Origin of the sequence: Sulfitobacter sp. (assembly GCF_036960155.1) — a bacterium.
Taxonomy (GTDB): Bacteria; Pseudomonadota; Alphaproteobacteria; order Rhodobacterales; family Rhodobacteraceae; genus Sulfitobacter.
Map to the genome: position 1 here is coordinate 494,830 of NZ_JBALWB010000001.1, position 16,933 is coordinate 511,762.

At 53.5% G+C, this 16,933-nt stretch carries 22 protein-coding genes; all 22 read right to left on the bottom strand.

The window, feature by feature from the left end:
- Positions 1 to 42: 42 nt before the first annotated feature.
- The 22 genes from V7775_RS02410 to rpsN all read right to left on the bottom strand — a co-directional run bounded on the left by V7775_RS02410 (position 43) and on the right by rpsN (position 16,923).
- Complete coding sequence (locus V7775_RS02410; protein WP_335750266.1) at positions 43 to 1,059, bottom strand: amino acid ABC transporter substrate-binding protein; 1,017 nt, start codon at positions 1,057 to 1,059, stop codon at positions 43 to 45.
- A gap of 184 nt (positions 1,060 to 1,243) precedes the next feature.
- On the bottom strand, positions 1,244 to 1,972 hold the full coding sequence (locus V7775_RS02415) for an ATP12 family chaperone protein (RefSeq protein ID WP_335750267.1): 729 nt from the start codon (positions 1,970 to 1,972) through the stop codon (positions 1,244 to 1,246).
- Positions 1,973 to 1,975: 3 nt separating this feature from the next.
- The gene (locus tag V7775_RS02420; protein ID WP_335750268.1) at positions 1,976 to 2,656 is read right to left on the bottom strand and encodes an HAD-IA family hydrolase; all 681 of its coding nucleotides are present in this window, start codon (positions 2,654 to 2,656) and stop codon (positions 1,976 to 1,978) included.
- On the bottom strand, positions 2,653 to 3,702 hold the full coding sequence (locus tag V7775_RS02425; protein WP_335750269.1) for an RluA family pseudouridine synthase: 1,050 nt from the start codon (positions 3,700 to 3,702) through the stop codon (positions 2,653 to 2,655). Before V7775_RS02425 ends, V7775_RS02420 begins: the two co-directional genes overlap by 4 nt.
- Entirely contained in the window at positions 3,699 to 4,079 is a 381-nt protein-coding gene (crcB, locus tag V7775_RS02430; protein WP_335750270.1) for a fluoride efflux transporter CrcB, read from the bottom strand. The genes V7775_RS02425 and crcB overlap by 4 nt, the downstream gene beginning before the upstream one ends.
- Positions 4,080 to 4,121: 42 nt before the next feature.
- Positions 4,122 to 5,426: a replication-associated recombination protein A gene (locus V7775_RS02435; protein WP_335750271.1), complete on the bottom strand. Its 1,305-nt coding sequence runs from the start codon at positions 5,424 to 5,426 to the stop codon at positions 4,122 to 4,124.
- Between the two features lie 2 nt (positions 5,427 to 5,428).
- The gene (locus tag V7775_RS02440) at positions 5,429 to 6,805 is read right to left on the bottom strand and encodes a trypsin-like peptidase domain-containing protein (protein WP_335750272.1); all 1,377 of its coding nucleotides are present in this window, start codon (positions 6,803 to 6,805) and stop codon (positions 5,429 to 5,431) included.
- Positions 6,806 to 6,936: 131 nt separating this feature from the next.
- A complete protein-coding gene (gene rplQ, locus V7775_RS02445; protein WP_335750273.1) occupies positions 6,937 to 7,353 on the bottom strand; it encodes a 50S ribosomal protein L17 in 417 nt (138 codons plus the stop codon).
- Positions 7,354 to 7,485: 132 nt separating this feature from the next.
- Complete coding sequence (locus V7775_RS02450) at positions 7,486 to 8,502, bottom strand: DNA-directed RNA polymerase subunit alpha (protein WP_335750274.1); 1,017 nt, start codon at positions 8,500 to 8,502, stop codon at positions 7,486 to 7,488.
- Between the two features lie 114 nt (positions 8,503 to 8,616).
- Positions 8,617 to 9,006: a 30S ribosomal protein S11 gene (gene rpsK / locus V7775_RS02455; RefSeq protein ID WP_335750275.1), complete on the bottom strand. Its 390-nt coding sequence runs from the start codon at positions 9,004 to 9,006 to the stop codon at positions 8,617 to 8,619.
- Positions 9,007 to 9,021: 15 nt separating this feature from the next.
- Positions 9,022 to 9,390 carry a 30S ribosomal protein S13 gene (gene rpsM, locus V7775_RS02460; protein ID WP_335750276.1) on the bottom strand — a complete coding sequence of 123 codons (369 nt, stop codon included), beginning with the start codon at positions 9,388 to 9,390 and terminating at the stop codon, positions 9,022 to 9,024.
- A gap of 181 nt (positions 9,391 to 9,571) precedes the next feature.
- The gene (locus V7775_RS02465) at positions 9,572 to 10,372 is read right to left on the bottom strand and encodes an alpha/beta fold hydrolase (RefSeq protein WP_335750277.1); all 801 of its coding nucleotides are present in this window, start codon (positions 10,370 to 10,372) and stop codon (positions 9,572 to 9,574) included.
- Between the two features lie 63 nt (positions 10,373 to 10,435).
- Positions 10,436 to 11,086 carry an adenylate kinase gene (locus V7775_RS02470; protein WP_335750278.1) on the bottom strand — a complete coding sequence of 217 codons (651 nt, stop codon included), beginning with the start codon at positions 11,084 to 11,086 and terminating at the stop codon, positions 10,436 to 10,438.
- Positions 11,083 to 12,447 (bottom strand): preprotein translocase subunit SecY, encoded by a 1,365-nt coding sequence (gene secY, locus V7775_RS02475; protein ID WP_335750279.1) that lies wholly within the window; start codon positions 12,445 to 12,447, stop codon positions 11,083 to 11,085. Before secY ends, V7775_RS02470 begins: the two co-directional genes overlap by 4 nt.
- Positions 12,448 to 12,562: 115 nt before the next feature.
- Positions 12,563 to 13,045 (bottom strand): 50S ribosomal protein L15, encoded by a 483-nt coding sequence (rplO, locus tag V7775_RS02480; protein WP_335750280.1) that lies wholly within the window; start codon positions 13,043 to 13,045, stop codon positions 12,563 to 12,565.
- Positions 13,046 to 13,181: 136 nt separating this feature from the next.
- A complete protein-coding gene (locus V7775_RS02485; RefSeq protein ID WP_335750281.1) occupies positions 13,182 to 14,207 on the bottom strand; it encodes an acyltransferase in 1,026 nt (341 codons plus the stop codon).
- Positions 14,208 to 14,391: 184 nt separating this feature from the next.
- On the bottom strand, positions 14,392 to 14,580 hold the full coding sequence (gene rpmD / locus V7775_RS02490; RefSeq protein WP_299025152.1) for a 50S ribosomal protein L30: 189 nt from the start codon (positions 14,578 to 14,580) through the stop codon (positions 14,392 to 14,394).
- Between the two features lie 2 nt (positions 14,581 to 14,582).
- Entirely contained in the window at positions 14,583 to 15,164 is a 582-nt protein-coding gene (rpsE, locus tag V7775_RS02495) for a 30S ribosomal protein S5 (RefSeq protein ID WP_335750282.1), read from the bottom strand.
- A 133-nt stretch (positions 15,165 to 15,297) separates the two neighbouring features.
- On the bottom strand, positions 15,298 to 15,657 hold the full coding sequence (gene rplR, locus V7775_RS02500) for a 50S ribosomal protein L18 (RefSeq protein WP_335750283.1): 360 nt from the start codon (positions 15,655 to 15,657) through the stop codon (positions 15,298 to 15,300).
- A gap of 11 nt (positions 15,658 to 15,668) precedes the next feature.
- Positions 15,669 to 16,202, bottom strand: coding sequence for a 50S ribosomal protein L6 (rplF, locus tag V7775_RS02505; RefSeq protein ID WP_335750284.1), 534 nt, complete (start codon positions 16,200 to 16,202; stop codon positions 15,669 to 15,671).
- Positions 16,203 to 16,212: 10 nt separating this feature from the next.
- The gene (rpsH, locus tag V7775_RS02510; RefSeq protein ID WP_335750285.1) at positions 16,213 to 16,605 is read right to left on the bottom strand and encodes a 30S ribosomal protein S8; all 393 of its coding nucleotides are present in this window, start codon (positions 16,603 to 16,605) and stop codon (positions 16,213 to 16,215) included.
- A gap of 12 nt (positions 16,606 to 16,617) precedes the next feature.
- On the bottom strand, positions 16,618 to 16,923 hold the full coding sequence (rpsN, locus tag V7775_RS02515; RefSeq protein WP_335750286.1) for a 30S ribosomal protein S14: 306 nt from the start codon (positions 16,921 to 16,923) through the stop codon (positions 16,618 to 16,620).
- Between the last annotated feature and the right edge of the window lie 10 nt (positions 16,924 to 16,933).

A 16,933-nucleotide genomic window follows, 5' to 3' on the forward strand; every position in this document is an offset into this window, starting at 1 on the left:
CACAAAGGGCGCGGGAAATCCCGCGCCCTTTGGCTCAAGTATTTAGCGGAATGGTGGGGAGTACAGCAGGCCGCCGTCTGTCCACTGTGCGTTCAAACCACGCGCCAGACCGATTGGAGTTTCTTCGCCGATGTTCTTGGCAAAGATCTCGCCGTAGTTACCTTGTGTTTCGATGGCACGCTTGAATGCGTCCGCATCAAGACCCAGCATTTCACCCAAAGTACCCTCAGAACCGAGCAGACGCGCAACTTCTGGGTTGTTTGTGGATGCTGCCATTTCGGTAACATTTGCGGAAGACACACCCAGCTCTTCAGCTGTGATCAGTGCGTTAAGTGTCCAGCGAACAACGTCGCCCCACTCGTTGTCACCATGACGTACCAGCGGGCCGAGTGGCTCTTTGGATACGATTTCTGGCAGCAACGTGTGCTCGTCAGGCTTTTCGAATGTGGCACGTGTTGCGGCCAGACCGGAAGCATCTGTTGTGTAAACGTCGCAAGCACCGGCAAGATACTGCTGCTGAGCTTCGGAGTTCGTTTCGATTGGCACTGGCTCATAGCTGATGTTGTTGGCGCGGAAGAAGTCGGCCAAGTTCAATTCAGTTGTTGTACCAGTTTGGATGCAAACAGTAGCGCCATCCAGATCTTTTGCGGAAGACACGCCTAGCTCTTTTGGAACCATGAAGCCTTGGCCATCATAGTAGTTCACGCCTACGAAATCGAACTTTAGGTCGACATCGCGGGAGAATGTCCATGTGGTGTTACGCGCCAGCACGTCGATCTCGCCGGAGGCCAGGGCAGTGAAGCGTGTTTTGCCAGTTGTTGGAATAAATTCAACAGCTGTTGCATCGCCCAAAACAGCCGCAGCAACCGCACGACAAACGGATACGTCGAAACCGACCCATACGCCATTCGCGTCAGGCGCAGCAAAGCCAGCTAGACCAGTTGTAACGCCACAGTTCAGACTGCCACGTGCTTTGACATCGTCGAGCGTACCAGCGGCAGCTGCACCAGCAGACAAACCAGCGATCGTCAGCGCGCCAAGAATAATTGTTTTTTTCATTTTTACCTCTTCCTGATTTTCCACCACTTTTTGGGTGGATACTACCGGCACTTTGCATGCCGGTTGTGATACTCCACGAGCAGTGCTCGAGTAGTGGCAGTAAGTGTGGGCGGATTCCCGCGCTAAGGTCAAGGGGAGAGCAGTCAGAAAGAAATTACAAAACCCTGCTTGACCAAAGGTAAGCCTAAAAATCGGGTGATAATATTGGTTGCGCGAGGTCGAACATTCGTTTCGCGTGGATGAACGCTTCACGCTTAACATTTGCAAGTGAAGTGGCATCATCGTCCTCACCCCACAGTTCTTCTTGCCAAATCTCGTCTAAACGGGAAATTATCCACAATTCCTCGGCTGGACGTTCACCCAATGAGGCCGCGAATCCAAGGACAAGTGAACCAGACAAGCTGACCAAATCGTGAAACGCTGCCAGCTCGAAAAAATCCAACTCATGTGTTCGCTTTCGCAGCAATTCCACTGATTTTGGATTTTGAGGCGCGTGAATAACGCCGGTTCGTGTTTCCAGCTGCGCACCAAGCGTTTCGGCAGCCCATTCCAGCATCGGATTCCATTGAGCGGCCTGACGTTCAACCAGCTCCTCGGGGGCATCAGCGCGGTAACACAAAAGATCACTGTCACCGTATGCTGCCAACATCTCAGCAACCTCGGCGTGTTGCACTGTGACTTTATCAATCGCCGCGTTTGCAGTTTTGGTGACTGGCATTGTATTTGGGTTGATCGCATCAACCTGCGCGTCCCACTCCAATGCAATTGCATCCGCCATGGCCTGCGTCGGAACAAGCATAGCTTGTTTAGCGGGTGTCTTAACTGGCCGGCCATCTAGCTCGACGGTGAAACGATCGCCGACCTCAACGACAGCAGCTTCTTTCCAGAAACGTTTTGCTTTCCATTCGCTCATCGTTCAGTCCCTCCAGATTTTGTCCAACAGCGGTGGCAACGCATCAAAGCTTTCAAGGATGTGCTTTGCGGCCACCAGATGCGCAGGCGGGTGATAGCCCCAGCTCACGCCGATCCCTGTTATGCCAGCGTCCTGCGCCATTTCCATATCAAATGTCGTATCCCCAACCATCACCGCGTTTTCAGGTTCAACGCCTGTCTCGCTCAATGCTGCAAGCAGCATGGCAGGATGCGGTTTGGAGGGGTGAAAATCGGCAACTTGCTGGGTCACGAAAATGCCCTTGAGTTCATGTGCCTCAATCAGCTTGTCCAAACCACGGCGCGATTTTCCTGTAGCGACCCCAAGCAGCACATCAGGCTGTGCCTGTAAGGCCTCAAGGGTTGCACGGGCACTAGGATAGAACGGCGAGGATATCTCGCCACCCTGTTCGGACCGCAGCGACATATAGGCATCTTTATAGCCCTGAACGAGACGCGCGAGGGTGCCGCCATCAGCTTCAGGCGCAAGTCGCGGCATCAACACGTCCAACGACAAGCCGACAACACCCAAAACCTCTTCACGAGGCGGGGTCAGCAGACCTTCTCCCGCAAACGCCAAATGCATAGCGCCAAGTATATCAGCCTGACTGTCTACCAGCGTGCCATCAACGTCAAAGATCACCAATCGCAATGGTGCGTCGCTCATCCCCAAGTGTCCCCGAACGGGTCAGCAGGTGCAAATTTCGTCTGCCACGCAAATGTGTCCCATGTGCGTTGCATGTGCTCCGGCATGGGCGCCACCAGATTGAGTGTCGCCTTCGTCGCGGGGTGCTGGATTGTTAGGCTACGTGCGTGCAGGTGGAGCTTTTTCGAGATTTCACCGCCCAGTTGGGCACCCCAACCGTCGCCCATGTTTTCCTGACCCGAACCGCCGTATTTGCCGTCACCCACAATCGGATGTCCGATTTCAGCCATGTGAACGCGCAGCTGGTGCGTCCGGCCTGTTACGGGGCTCAGGGCCATCCATGACGCACGGGTGCCTACCTGCTCCAGCACGGAATAATCGGTTGTAGCGCGCTTGGCACCTTCAGTGCTGTCTACATCGCGCGGGTGCACCGCATGCATTTTCTCGCCCGCACCGCCTGCTCCATGCCCCGTGCCTTTGACCAGACCAAACTTAATCGTGCCATTGCGCGGGTGTGGAGCACCTGCAACGGCCGCCCAATAAATCTTGCGTGTTTCACGGTGCCTAAAGTTTGCAGTCAGCGCTTTGGCTGCTTCGCGTGTCCGTGCAAGGACCAGAACACCTGAAGTGTCTTTGTCCAACCGGTGCACCAAGCGAGGCTTTTCATCCATATCAAACATCAACGCCTCAGACAGGGCATCGACATGCCGCTCGCCCTGCCCCGAGCCACCCTGTACAGGCAAACCCGGAGGTTTGTTCAACGCAATTACGTGATCATCACGGTAGATCACGCAGGCGCGGATCATCTTGGCTTCGGCATCGGTTACGGTTGTGCGTCTTGTTGGCGCCGGAGCATCACCTGTTGGCAGCGGCGGAATGCGGATTTCCTGCCCTGCTTCCACACGTGTGGAGCCCTTCACCCGGCCTCCATCAACGCGAATTTCACCCTTGCGGCACATCTTTTCAATGCGGCCATGTGGCACGTGCGGAAAAACCTGTTTGAACCAGCGGTCCAGACGTTGATCTCCGTCACCTTCTTTAACTGTAATTGTTTGTACGCGGCTCATGCGAATATCCCTCTGGCGATCCATAGCCCCAACATTAATCCACCCAAGCTTAACGCAACTGACAGTGCCACATAAGCACCCGCCGCAGCAATCTGGCCGCGTTCAATCAGTGTCACAGTTTCCAGCGAAAATGCCGAGAACGTGGTAAAGCCGCCCAAAATGCCTGTCATGACAAAGGGGCTATAATGCGTCAGCCCTTTATGGGCCGCAGCAACCACAAAAGCGCCCATCAGGAACGACCCGATGACGTTTACAGTGATGATCGCCAGCGGGAATTCAGCAGGGCCAGTGAGACGCATAACGCCCACCCCTACAAGAAACCGACACGCAGCGCCAATGGCACCGCCAAGGGCGACAAGGGATATTGTTGAAATCATGCTGACCCCATCGCGCGGGCGAGCGCCAGAGTCAACTAGATGTCAACTCTCTCGCTGCGCACGCAGCTTTGCGAAGTAATCCTGCCGCTTTTTCAGGTCCCGCTCAAACCCGCGTTCAACCGGCCGATAGAGTGCAGGACGCTCCATCTCGTCGGGGAAATAGTTTTGTCCCGAAAAACCATCTTCGGCATCATGATCATAGGCATAGCCAGCGCCGTACCCTTGATCTTTCATCATAGAAGTCGCCGCATTGAGGATGTGTTTGGGTGGCGGCGCAGAACCTGTCGCCTTAGCCGCATTGCGCGCACCCTTATAAGCCACATAATTTGCGTTGCTTTTGGGCGCGAGCGCCAGATAGATCACTGCCTGAGACAGCGCCAATTCCCCTTCGGGGGAGCCTAACCGTTCATAGGCATCCCAACTTTGAAGGCACACAGCCTGCGCTTGGGGGTCCGCAAGCCCGATATCCTCAACAGCCATACGCACAAAACGCCGCGCGAGATATCGCGGGTCTTCGCCACCCTCAAGCATGCGCGCAAACCAATAAAGCGCCGCATCCGGGTCACTACCCCTGACCGATTTATGCAATGCCGAGATGAGATTGTAATGCTCATCCCCACCTTTGTCATATTGCGCAGCCCGTTTGCTAAGACGCTTTCCAAGCGCGGCAGTATCCAGCGGTGTGTCCACTTTCCATGCAGCTATCTGCTCAATCAGATTGAGCAATGCACGCCCGTCGCCATCTGCCATATCCAACAACGCCTGACGTGCTGCGGAGTCCAACGGCAAAGTCACATCTAATTCTTCTTCAGCCCGCACCACGAGTTTTTTTAAATCATCACCATCCAGACGCTCAAGAACCAACACCTGCGCACGACTTAGGACAGCGCGGTTCAACTCAAAACTGGGGTTTTCGGTTGTCGCACCTACCAGCAGGATAGTACCGTCTTCCATATGGGGCAGAAAGCCGTCTTGCTGAGCCTTGTTGAAACGGTGAATTTCATCCACGAACAGCAACGTCCCCTGCCCGTTTTGGCGCCTGATCTTCGCCGCTTCAAACACCTTGCGCAACTCAGGGACGCCGCTGAAAATCGCGCTTATTTGTACAAAATGCAGATCTGTTTCATCCGCAAGAAGACGTGCAATTGTCGTCTTACCTACCCCCGGTGGGCCCCAAAATATCAGTGAGCTTAGCGCACCACCACCCAACATTACTGTCAGCGGAGCCTCCGGACCGAGCACTTGCCGTTGGCCAATCACCTCGGCCAATGCCTTTGGTCGAAGCCGATCAGCCAAGGGCCGATGTCCGCTATCTAATACAACTGGCGCGCCAAACAGATCCGCCATGATTATCCTCTGAACCGCATCGAAATGCGTTGTGCACCTCGCTGAACACTCATTTCAATGCGGCGTACTTCCCCCGACAACACCTGAGCAGCCTGATCAGGATGGGACAGTGTTACTCCATTAAGAGACATCAGCACATCGCCAACGCGCAGCCCAGCCCGAACAGCAAAGTTGCCCACTTCAATTACAGCAACACCTTTCGCTTCCAACGGCAAATTCAACTCGGACAATACAGCAGGGTTGATCCGAGCCAGCGTCAGCCCTGGAAACAGGCTTTTCTCTGGCAAGGTCAATTGATCACGCGAGGGGTCATCGGGTGCCGCGATAAGCGCGACTTGGACCTGCTGCTCCTTACCCTGCCTACTAAACAACACATCTGCTTGCGCACCTAAGCCTGCGACGCTCATTCGGTAAATCATCTCTGACGGCGTATTCACCGATTGTCCGCCAACGGTCAGGATCACATCGCCTACCGCCAACCCGGCCTCAAGAAACGGGCTAACAGGGTGTAGGCCGGAAATAATGATCCCACCAGATCGATCGAACCCCAGCGTGGCCGCCATATCCGTATCTAACGGCTGCCCGTTGATACCAGCCCACGGACGTCCAAAGCCCTCATGCCCCTCTTGGGATTGAGCAACAAATGCCGCAACCAGATCAGCTGGAATGGCAAACCCAATTCCGTTTGAGCCTCCAGATCGTGTCAAAATCGAAGTATTCACCCCAATCAACTGGCCCGCCACATCCACCAGCGCGCCGCCGGAATTACCCGGGTTAATTGGCGCGTCCGTTTGAATGAAATAACCGTGTCCGCGCCCACCCGATCCGCCAGAACGCGCCAGACCGGACACAATACCACTGCTTACCGTTTGCCCCACGCCAAACGGATTTCCAATGGCCAAAGCCAACTCACCAACCTCAACACTGTCACTGTCGCGCAAACGAAGAAAAGGTAGCGGATCTGGTGCATCAATCTTGAGAATAGCTAAATCGCTTTGCTCATCTCCAAGCAAAACCCTTGCTGTGAATTCTCGTCGATCATTCAGCACAACGCGGATATCGGTCGCCATGCCCACTACGTGATAGTTACTTACTACAATTCCGTCAGCCGAAAGAATCACACCTGATCCAAGCGAGTTTTGCACACGTGGTTTAGGCGTCGCTGATGGGTTCTGAAAGAACCGTTCAAAGAATGGATCAGACTGCAGCGGCGTGCTTTGAACTTCACGCATGAACTTAGCGTAAATGTTTACAACAGCAGGTGCTGCCTGTTTGACCACTGGTACAAAACTGAGCTGCATTTCGGCAGATGATTGCGGGACTTGCTGCGCGCTAAGCGGTGCAGCGACAAGGGCGAGGATCAGGGCAATATATCTCATGCATCATGATATGCGCAGCCGCCTGCCATCATGCAACCGCTCTGTGTCGAATTGAACTCAATTGTTGATCCAACAAATGCAAAAGGCCCCACCAAATGGCAGGGCCTCTCAACTCACCTAACGGTGAAATCTTATTCTGCGGCTTCTTCAGCTGCAACGCGGGCCTTGTCCCCGGCGCCTTTGGCGTCGCGGTCACGGTCCACAAATTCGATGATCGCCATCGGGGCCATGTCGCCATAACGGAAGCCAGCTTTCAACACGCGCACGTAACCACCTTGGCGGTCTTTGTAGCGTGGGCCGAGGATGTCGAACAATTTCGAGACATACTGGTCTTCTTTCAGACGCGCGCGGGCCTGACGACGGGCGTGCAAATCGCCACGTTTGGCAAGCGTGATCATCTTCTCGATGATCGGGCGCAATTCTTTTGCTTTTGGCAATGTTGTCTTGATCTGCTCATGCTCGATCAGTGAGCCGGCCATGTTGGCCCAAAGCGCCTTGCGGTGCTCATGTGTGCGATTAAGACGACGGTATCCACGTGCGTGACGCATTTTAGTTCTCCAATAGATGTGCCCTCTACGGGCGGTTTTACTTTGTCTGGCTGGCGTGCGTAGCGCCAACTCTCCTTGGGGCAGTATGCCCAGTCGTGGTATTGGGCGGGATTTGCACCCCGCCCGAATGGTTTAGAAGTTGTCTTCGAACTTCTTGGCCAGATCTTCGATGTTGTCCGGTGGCCAATCCTCAACGTCCATGCCGAGGTGCAGACCCATACCTGACAACACTTCCTTGATCTCGTTCAAGGATTTGCGGCCAAAGTTCGGAGTGCGCAGCATTTCAGCTTCGGTCTTCTGGATCAGATCGCCAATATATACGATATTGTCGTTCTTCAGGCAGTTGGCCGAACGTACTGACAGTTCCAACTCGTCCACTTTCTTCAGCAGAAGCGGGTTGAACTCAAGACCATCATCGTCGTCCTGACGGGACGCTGATTCAGGCTCGTCGAAGTTGACGAAGATGCCCAACTGATCCTGAAGAATACGCGCAGCAAATGCTACGGCATCGTCAGGCGTCAGGGAGCCGTCGGTTTCAACTTTCATTGTCAGCTTGTCATAATCCAGCACTTGGCCCTCGCGGGTAGGCTGAACATCGTAGCTAACTTTTTTCACAGGCGAGTAAATCGCGTCCATCGGGATAAGACCGATAGGTGCGTCTTCAGGCTTGTTCTTGTCTGCAGACACATAGCCTTTGCCAGTGTTGACCATCAGCTCCATGTAGATATCTGCGCCATCGTCGAGGTGGCAGATAACATGGTCGCGGTTCAGGATTTCGATACCAGCAGATTCGCTGATGTCGCCAGCCGTCACAACGCCAGGGCCTTTCGCAGAGATCGAAAGACGCTTTGGTCCCTCAACTTCCATGCGGATGGAAACACCTTTGAGGTTCAGGATGATGTCGGTGACGTCTTCACGTACACCAGCAACACTTGAAAACTCGTGAAGTACGTTATCAATCTGTACAGACGTGATCGCCGCACCTTGAAGGCTCGACATCAAAACGCGACGCAGCGCGTTACCCATCGTGAGACCAAAGCCGCGCTCGAGCGGTTCTGCAATCACAGTGGCCTGACGCGCAGGATCGTTGCCGGGTTTAACGTCAAGCTGTGTTGGCTTGATCAGCTCGGCCCAATTTTTATGGATCATGTGTCCCTCCATTCCTGTCTGCGCCCGTATGTCCGACCGGGGCAAACTCCCGAGGTTTCAAAAAGTCGTAATGGGCCCGCGCAAAACGCGGACCCAAAGTAGAATATTGATCGCTTAAACGCGGCGACGCTTTGGTGGGCGACAGCCGTTGTGGGCCATTGGTGTCACATCACGGATCGAAGTGATGTTGAAACCAGCAGCTGCAAGTGCGCGCAATGCGCTCTCACGACCGGAACCAGCGCCTTGCACTTCAACTTCCAGCGTTTTCACGCCGTGGTCTTGTGCTTTTTTGCCTACATCTTCTGCAGCCATTTGAGCAGCATAAGGAGTCGACTTACGCGATCCTTTGAAGCCCATTGTGCCGGCAGAGGACCATGCGATTGCATTGCCCTGTACGTCAGAGATGAGAATTTTTGTGTTGTTGAAAGAAGAATTCACATGCGCCACACCTGCGGCGATGTTCTTGGAGACCTTCTTCTTAGCGCGTTTTGCTTCGCGTGCCATTATCTGAGCCCTCCCTTATTTCTTCTTACCGGCAATGGCCTTTGCAGGGCCTTTGCGCGTGCGAGCGTTGGTGTGTGTACGCTGACCGCGCACAGGCAAGTTACGACGGTGGCGCAGGCCACGGTAGCAACCCAGATCCATCAAACGTTTGATGTTCATCTGTGTGTCACGGCGCAGGTCACCTTCGACGGTATAGTTTGCGTCGATGTGCTCGCGAATTTGTACAACTTCAGTGTCGGACAGTTCATTGACGCGACGCGTCGCGTCAATGCCTACTGCTTCGCAGATGGCTTGAGCTGAAGTTGTACCGATACCAGTGATATATGTGAGGGCGATTGGAACCCGCTTTGCAGTCGGGATGTTAACGCCGGCAATACGTGCCACGTGTGCAATTCCTTTTCGTTGCGGGTCCGTTACGCCAGACCCTTTTTTCACAACACAAGCCCGAGGCACGTAGTACCTGCGGGCTTCAGCTGATCAGGTGATCCTGAGGGGATGGTGCGACCACACCCACAGTTTGATTCTCTGTCGAGATATGGCTGATTATGGGGATTTCCCGACGCCGTCAACCCTTGGAAAGAGGGTTGCTTGCAACAGCACGCGCTGATGCTTCCTTCGCAAGTATCGGTTTGTTATGCCGCTCCGCTACTTTGGCTAAACGTCGCCAATAGGTTGCCTCCCCTGCACGCGCTTCACGGTGCAGGTCCAGGATGTCCCTTCGCACCAATTCACCATCTCGCAGCCCAGATTGGAGCACCTTAAAACCATCCGCGGCTCGAAGTATCTGCGTCGCAGGATGTCCGCCGCCTGCCAGCCGGCAGGGTTGAATGCCAGGAAAAAGGTCACTTATGGCATCCGAATTACGCCGGTCTTTGGGTCGGAATGGATCAAACAACATCAACCCCCGCAAACCCACAGCACCATGGATGGCTAAATCACCCAAGGTTCGGTCAAAACCGCCCGCACAATCCCGATAGCGACGATCCCACGGCACGACCTTAGGATGAATGGATACCTGCGGCGAAACCAGTACAACATTTGACAGTCCAAGAACGCGTGCAAACCGCAGTGCCGCATAGCCGCCCATGGAAAAGCCCATCGCGACAGCGTCAGAATAACGCGTACAATGCGCCCCCAAGACGCTTTCCAGCGCCTCGGTTTCAGAATTAATATACCAATCGTTGCGTTTTGATTGGAGATACAGATGTGCGAAACCGTGCCCTGTAAAATTCCGAACCGGAGTGGCATCTGAAAAGCTGCCTGGATCCCCGACCCGTTGGCGAAAAGAAACAAAGAGCCGTTGAGCCGAACCATTAAAAAGTTCAGCGCGGAGCGATTCGCCATCAAAAAGCCGCTTAGGCTTCATATCGCACCGCCGTTGCTTAACTGGACGAGCCACAACAGCGTGGCCATCTGTCCTGACACTCGCTTAGTCTCCGAGCGCGGTAGCAATCTCAGTCTGAACGGCTTCGATCGCGCCCAAGCCATCAACAGCGCTAAGCATATCTTTGGCATAGTAGTAACCAATGAGCGGTGATGTCTGCTTGTAATAGGCCATCAAACGCGTTTTGAGGCTTTCTTCATTATCGTCTGCACGGCGCTTAAATTCTGTGGCCTTGCCACAAGACGTGCATTTACCATCCGCAGGCACAGGCTTTGTGTTGTCGTTGTAGACCTCACCACAACCGCTGCAGGTTGAACGCGCCGTGATCCGGCCAACCAATGCTTCGTCATCAACACGCATTTCGATAACAGAATCTAGCGTTTGGTTTTCAACCGACATCAGTTCACCCAGTGCATCAGCTTGTGCCAATGTACGTGGAAAGCCATCAAAAATGAACCCGCCATGCTCTGCTTTGTCAGTGAGCTTCTCACGGATCAGACCAATCACAATCTCATCCGTAACAAGTGCACCGCGCGCCATGACATCTGCCACGACTTTACCCATCTCGGTCCCGCTGTCTTTCGCTTCACGCAGCATATCGCCAGTGCTCAGCTGTACCATGTTACGTGTTTCCACGAGATGGCGTGCTTGTGTACCTTTGCCCGCGCCTGGGGGTCCGAGAAGAATAATGTTCATTTGCGTGCAGGGCTCCGTTTTTTGCGAGCCTTACCAGATTTGCCGCGCAACTGCGACTTTTCCAGAAGACCTTCATATTGATGTGCCAACAGGTGGCTTTGCACCTGCTGAATGGTGTCCATTGTAACCGATACTACGATCAAAACGGAAGTCCCGCCAAAGTAGAATGGAATTGCAAATTGTCCACGAAGGATTTCAGGCAAAATACAAACTGCCGCCAAATATGCTGCACCCAAAACAAGAACACGGTTTACTACATATTCAAGGTATTCCGCTGTCTTTTTCCCTGGGCGAATGCCTGGAACAAAACCGTTCTGGTTTTTCAGATTATCAGCAACATCGTCAGGCTTAAACGCAACGTTGAACGTATAGAAATACGCAAAGAAGACGATCATCGCGATAAAGAATAACAAGTACAGAGGTTGGCCCGGGCCGAAGTTAGCCAACAACCATGACATCACCGGGCTTGTTGAATTGCCTGAAAAGGTGCTGATCGTGACAGGCAGCAGCAATAGTGAACTTGCAAAGATCGCTGGGATAACACCAGCTGGGTTAACCTTGATCGGCAAGTGGCTGGAACCACCATCATATACCTTCATACCGACCTGACGGCGCGGGTATTGGATATGGATCTTGCGCAAGGCGCGCTCCATAAACACCACGAACATGATCGTCACAATCACCATTGCCAGCACGGCTACAATCACCGCAGGACTGATGGCGCCAGAACGGCCAGAGGCAAAGAACTGTGCAATCGCTGCAGGTACTTCCGCAATAATGCCCACGAAAATGATAAGCGAGATCCCGTTACCGATGCCACGCGCGGTGATTTGCTCACCTAGCCACATCAGGAACATCGTACCACCAACCAACGTGATCATGCAGGCAATCCGGAAGTACATGCCCGGATCAGCAGCAATATCCCCCGCCTCAAGCGAGACAGCTAAGCCGTAGGACTGAACAGTTGCCAGCGCAACCGTACCCCAACGAGTGTACTGGTTGATCTTCTTGCGGCCTTGATCGCCTTCTTTCTTGAGCTGCTCCAGCGACGGCACCATGGACGTCAGAAGTTGCACAATGATGGAAGCCGAGATGTAGGGCATGATACCCAACGCAAAAATACCCATGCGCCCAAGGGCCCCACCGGTAAACATCGAAACCATGCCGCCGATACCTTGGCCAGCGCTCTCCATAAACTCCCGCAGAGCGGCGCCGTCGATTCCCGGCACAGGGATAAATGTCCCCAGACGGTAAACGATCAGAAGACCTAGCGTGAAAAGGATGCGGTGGCGCAAGTCGGTTGCCTTACCAAAGGCGGACCAGCTTGAGTTTGCGGCCATATTCTCGACGGCAGATACCATGTGAAGGCTCTCTTTTTGAACAAAAACGCCGCCCATACCGTTTTCCGGCGGGCGGCGTTTGGGAAAACTTAAAGACTATGTAAGCGGCATCGCTGCCGCTCACAAGACCGAAGCGTTATTCAGAAGCTTCTGTTACCGCCGCAGCTTTAACAGTCAGGCTACCGCCCGCCTTCTCAACTGCGTCAACCGCCGTCTTAGATGCGCCTGTCACGTCAAGATTCAGCTTGGCTGAGAAATCGCCTTTTGCAAGGATGCGAATGCCGTCGCGCTTACGACGAACAACACCGGAAGCTACCAATGCGTCTTCTGTGATGACAGATTTGATATCCAACTTGCCCGCGTCAACAAACTTTTGGATCAGGCCCAAGTTGATTGCGGAGTAAGATTTGCGGTTCGGCTTGTTAAAGCCACGCTTTGGCAAACGTTGGTAGAGGGGCATCTGGCCGCCTTCATACCCTTTGATCGCCACACCCGAACGGGATTTTTGACCTTTGATACCACGGCCACCCATTTTACCGGTGCCGGAACCAGGACCACGGCCTACGCGTTTGCGAGGTTTCGTTGCGCCTACATTGTCTGAAAGTTCATGAAGTTTCATGTCGCTTCTCCTTTTGCCGGAAATGCCCCCCAGCGACGGGAGTGGGCAGACGCGGCGTTACGATTCGAGCAGACACAATAGTGTCCACTGCGCGCGTATAGGCGATGCCATAATTTGAAGCAAGAGGAACCCGCCCTCAGAACCCGAGGAGTTTTACCAGCTGCAGCCTGCGCGCCATCCACAACACAGACAACGGTAGGGTCAGTCCAGCAAGTACAGTCATCAAAACCACACCACCTGCCCCGTCAAACCCAAGCCACAACATCGCAATCCGCACCGCTGCTGAAAACGTCGTGTGGGTCAAATAGATGACCATCGATGTCTGACCAAGATAACAAAGCACACCTAACGATCGACCAGCCCTAGCAACAACCCCATCCAAACACAGCCAACCAGCCCACCCCAACGCAAGCAACGCGAGAGAATGAATGACAGTTGCTTTCGATCCCTGAACCCCCATCAGTAAAATCGCAAATCCGATGGCACAAACCGAACCGAGCCAAAGTGGCGAACGAACGGCAAGGAGCCCCCCTGCAGCAATGCCAGCAAGGAAATAAGGTACATTCTCAATCATCGGGCCCCAAATTAGGGACGGAACGTAGATGACTGAGCTGAATGCAGCTAAAACAACCGCTCCTACGGCTGCAGACCTACGCAAAGTGAGCGTCGTCACATTTCGCGGGACACACGTGTATCCCAGAACCAAAATACTCTGACATAGAAAAAGAGCCCAAAGGAACCAGAGGTGTTCAAAAGGCGGTAGCGGAATGAATGGAAAGTCAATCCAATCGACGGGTGTATTTGCGGCGGTTCCCGCAAAAATTTTTAGACTGAAAAACAACCACGTCCACAATGCCATCGGCCAGAGCAATCGCGTCACTTTGCCGCGCAGCAAAACACTGGTCTTATACTTTTGAAGCCCCTCAAGGAACAAAAGGCCGGACAGAAAAAAGAATAATGGCATGTGGAAGGCGTAGATTGCCGAATCTATCAGCGCGAATAGTTTAACATCAGAGATCAAACCCGCGCCCATAGCACCCCGCCACGCGTGCCCGAACACCACAAGCACAATGCCAATACCCTTCGCACTGTCTATCGCGTCAAAGCGCGAAGACAAGCGAGCTGATGTGTGGGCTGCTGCCATTGTGTCAGTAGTAATCATCGCATGAGTCATATTAACTAAAGGAACAGAGAATTAGGGGAATTCTATGGCGAAAAGGTTCAAAAAACTGTCAATCTTTAGAGTTGCACAAACGGTTCCATAAGACAGCAAAACGCCCCACAGAAACTGCAGGGCGTTTAATATCAAATCGATCTCATCAAATGTAAAATGCCTCGCTTAGAGCTTAGCCTTTTTCTTCGATGATTTCTACCATGTGGCTGATCTTGTTGATCATTCCACGAACGGAAGGGGTGTCTTCCAATTCACGAACACGGTGCATTTTGTTGAGGCCCAAACCTACCAGCGTTGCACGCTGCTTTGCGGGGCGGCGGATAGGAGAACCTACCTGCTTGATCACGATTGTCTTAGCCATGCTTATGCTTCCTCAGCCACTTGAGCAGAAGAATCAGTTGCTTCTTCGCGCTTGGGCAGAATGTCAGCCACTTTCTTACCGCGACGCTGCGCGACAGAACGTGGAGACTGTTCTTTTTTCAATCCGTCCATGGTGGCGCGGATCATGTTGTATGGGTTTTGTGAACCGATAGACTTGGACACAACGTCTTTGATGCCAAGCATTTCGAACACGGCACGCATAGGACCACCAGCAATGATGCCAGTACCTTCTGGTGCTGTACGCATGATTACTTTACCTGCGCCATGACGGCCAGCCATATCGTGGTGCAGCGTGCGGCCTTCGCGCAGCTGAACGCGGATCATTTGGCGCTTAGCTTGCTCAGTTGCCTTACGGATCGCTTCAGGCACCTCTTTGGCTTTACCTTTACCAAAGCCAACGCGGCCTTTTTGGTCGCCAACTACCACAAGAGCAGCAAAACCAAAGCGCTTACCACCTTTTACGGTTTTGGATACGCGGTTGATCGCGACCAAACGGTCTGCGAATTCGGGGGCTTCGTCGCGTTGGTTGCGGCGGTTGCCACCCCGGTTGTCGTCTCTGGCCATGCTGGCCTCCTTGAATTTGCGGGCAATGCCCTGTTTTCACAATCCTAGTGGGATAGATCCCCTGGATCATCGAGAGGCCCAAGCGGTGGGCCTCTTCGTTTTTGTCAGCAGAGCAGACGCCCCGCCTCCAGATTTAGATCTTCAAACCACCTTCACGGGCTGCGTCGGCCAAGGCCTTCACTTTACCGTGGAAGAGGAAACCGCCGCGATCGAAATAGGCTTCTTCAACACCGGCTTTTTTTGCGCGCTCAGCAATTGCTGCGCCCACTTTAGTGGCCACTTCGATGTTGTTTGTACCTACTACGCCAAGATCTTTTTCAAGCGACGAGGCTGCGGCGACAGTTACGCCATTCACATCGTCGATCAGCTGAACGCTGATATTCTTGTTGGAGCGGTGCACGCTGAGGCGCATGCGCCCACGGTTCGTGCGACGAAGTTTGTTCCGAACGCGCAAGCGGCGTTTGATGAACAGTTGTCTTTTGCTGTTTGCCATCTTTGCGTTCCTTACTTCTTCTTGCCTTCTTTGCGGAAGACGAACTCACCCTTATAGCGGATGCCTTTGCCCTTATAGGGTTCAGGTTTGCGCCAGGCGCGAATGTTCGCAGCGACTTGACCAACAAGCTGTTCGTCAATGCCTTCCACAATGATTTCGGTCTGCTTTGGTGCCGTAACTGTCACGCCTTCTGGCGGGATAAAGTTAACGTCATGGGACAGGCCGAGGTTCAGTTTCAATGTGTTGCCAGTCATGGCAGCACGATAACCAACGCCTTGGATTTCAAGCTCTTTCTTGAAACCGTCAGTCACGCCAGTCACAAGGTTGCCCACCATCGTGCGGGACATGCCCCACTGCTGGCGTGCGCGCTTTGATTTGCCGCGCGGTGTGATTGTCACGACGTTGTCTTCAACGGCCATGGTCACATCGTCAGTTGCTTTGAAGGTACGGACCCCTTTAGGGCCTTTCACTTCGATTGTTTGGCCGCTTACCGAAGCAGTAACACCGCTAGGGAGAGAGACAGGTTTTTTACCAATACGAGACATCAATTTCTCCTTAGAATACGGTGCAGAGCACTTCGCCGCCAACGTTGGCTGCGCGTGCGCGTGCGTCCGACATCACACCCTGTGGGGTGGAGACAATCGACACACCCAAGCCCTGACGGACTGCTGGGATGTCTTGTGAGCCCATGTAAACGCGGCGACCAGGTTTTGAAACCCGTTTCAACTCACGAATAACAGGTTCGCCCTCGTAATACTTGAGGCTAATCTCGATAGCAGGGTGGCCATCGGCGCCCGTCATCTTTTCATAGCCACGAATATAGCCTTCGTCGGCGAGTACGTCCAATACCCATGCACGCAGCTTGGAGGCTGGTGTCATGACAGTGGATTTGCCGCGAAGTTGGCTGTTGCGGATGCGTGTCAGCATATCTGCGATAGGATCGGTCATGTGATGCGCTCCTTACCAGCTCGACTTGACCATGCCGGGGATCTGGCCTGCTGAGCCAAGATCCCGCAACGCGATCCGCGAGATTTTAAGTTTACGATAATAGGCGTGTGGACGGCCGGTCAGCTGGCAACGGTTGTGCAAACGCACAGCCGAAGAGTTGCGTGGCAGTTTCGCCAGCTTCAGAGTTGCGCGAAAGCGCTCTTCCATAGGCTGTGTTTCGTCGCTGATAATTGCTTTCAGCTCCGCACGCTTGGTGGCGTATTTTTTGACCAATGCTTCACGCTTCTTCTCGCGTGCGATCATGGATTTCTTAGCCATATCTTGTTCC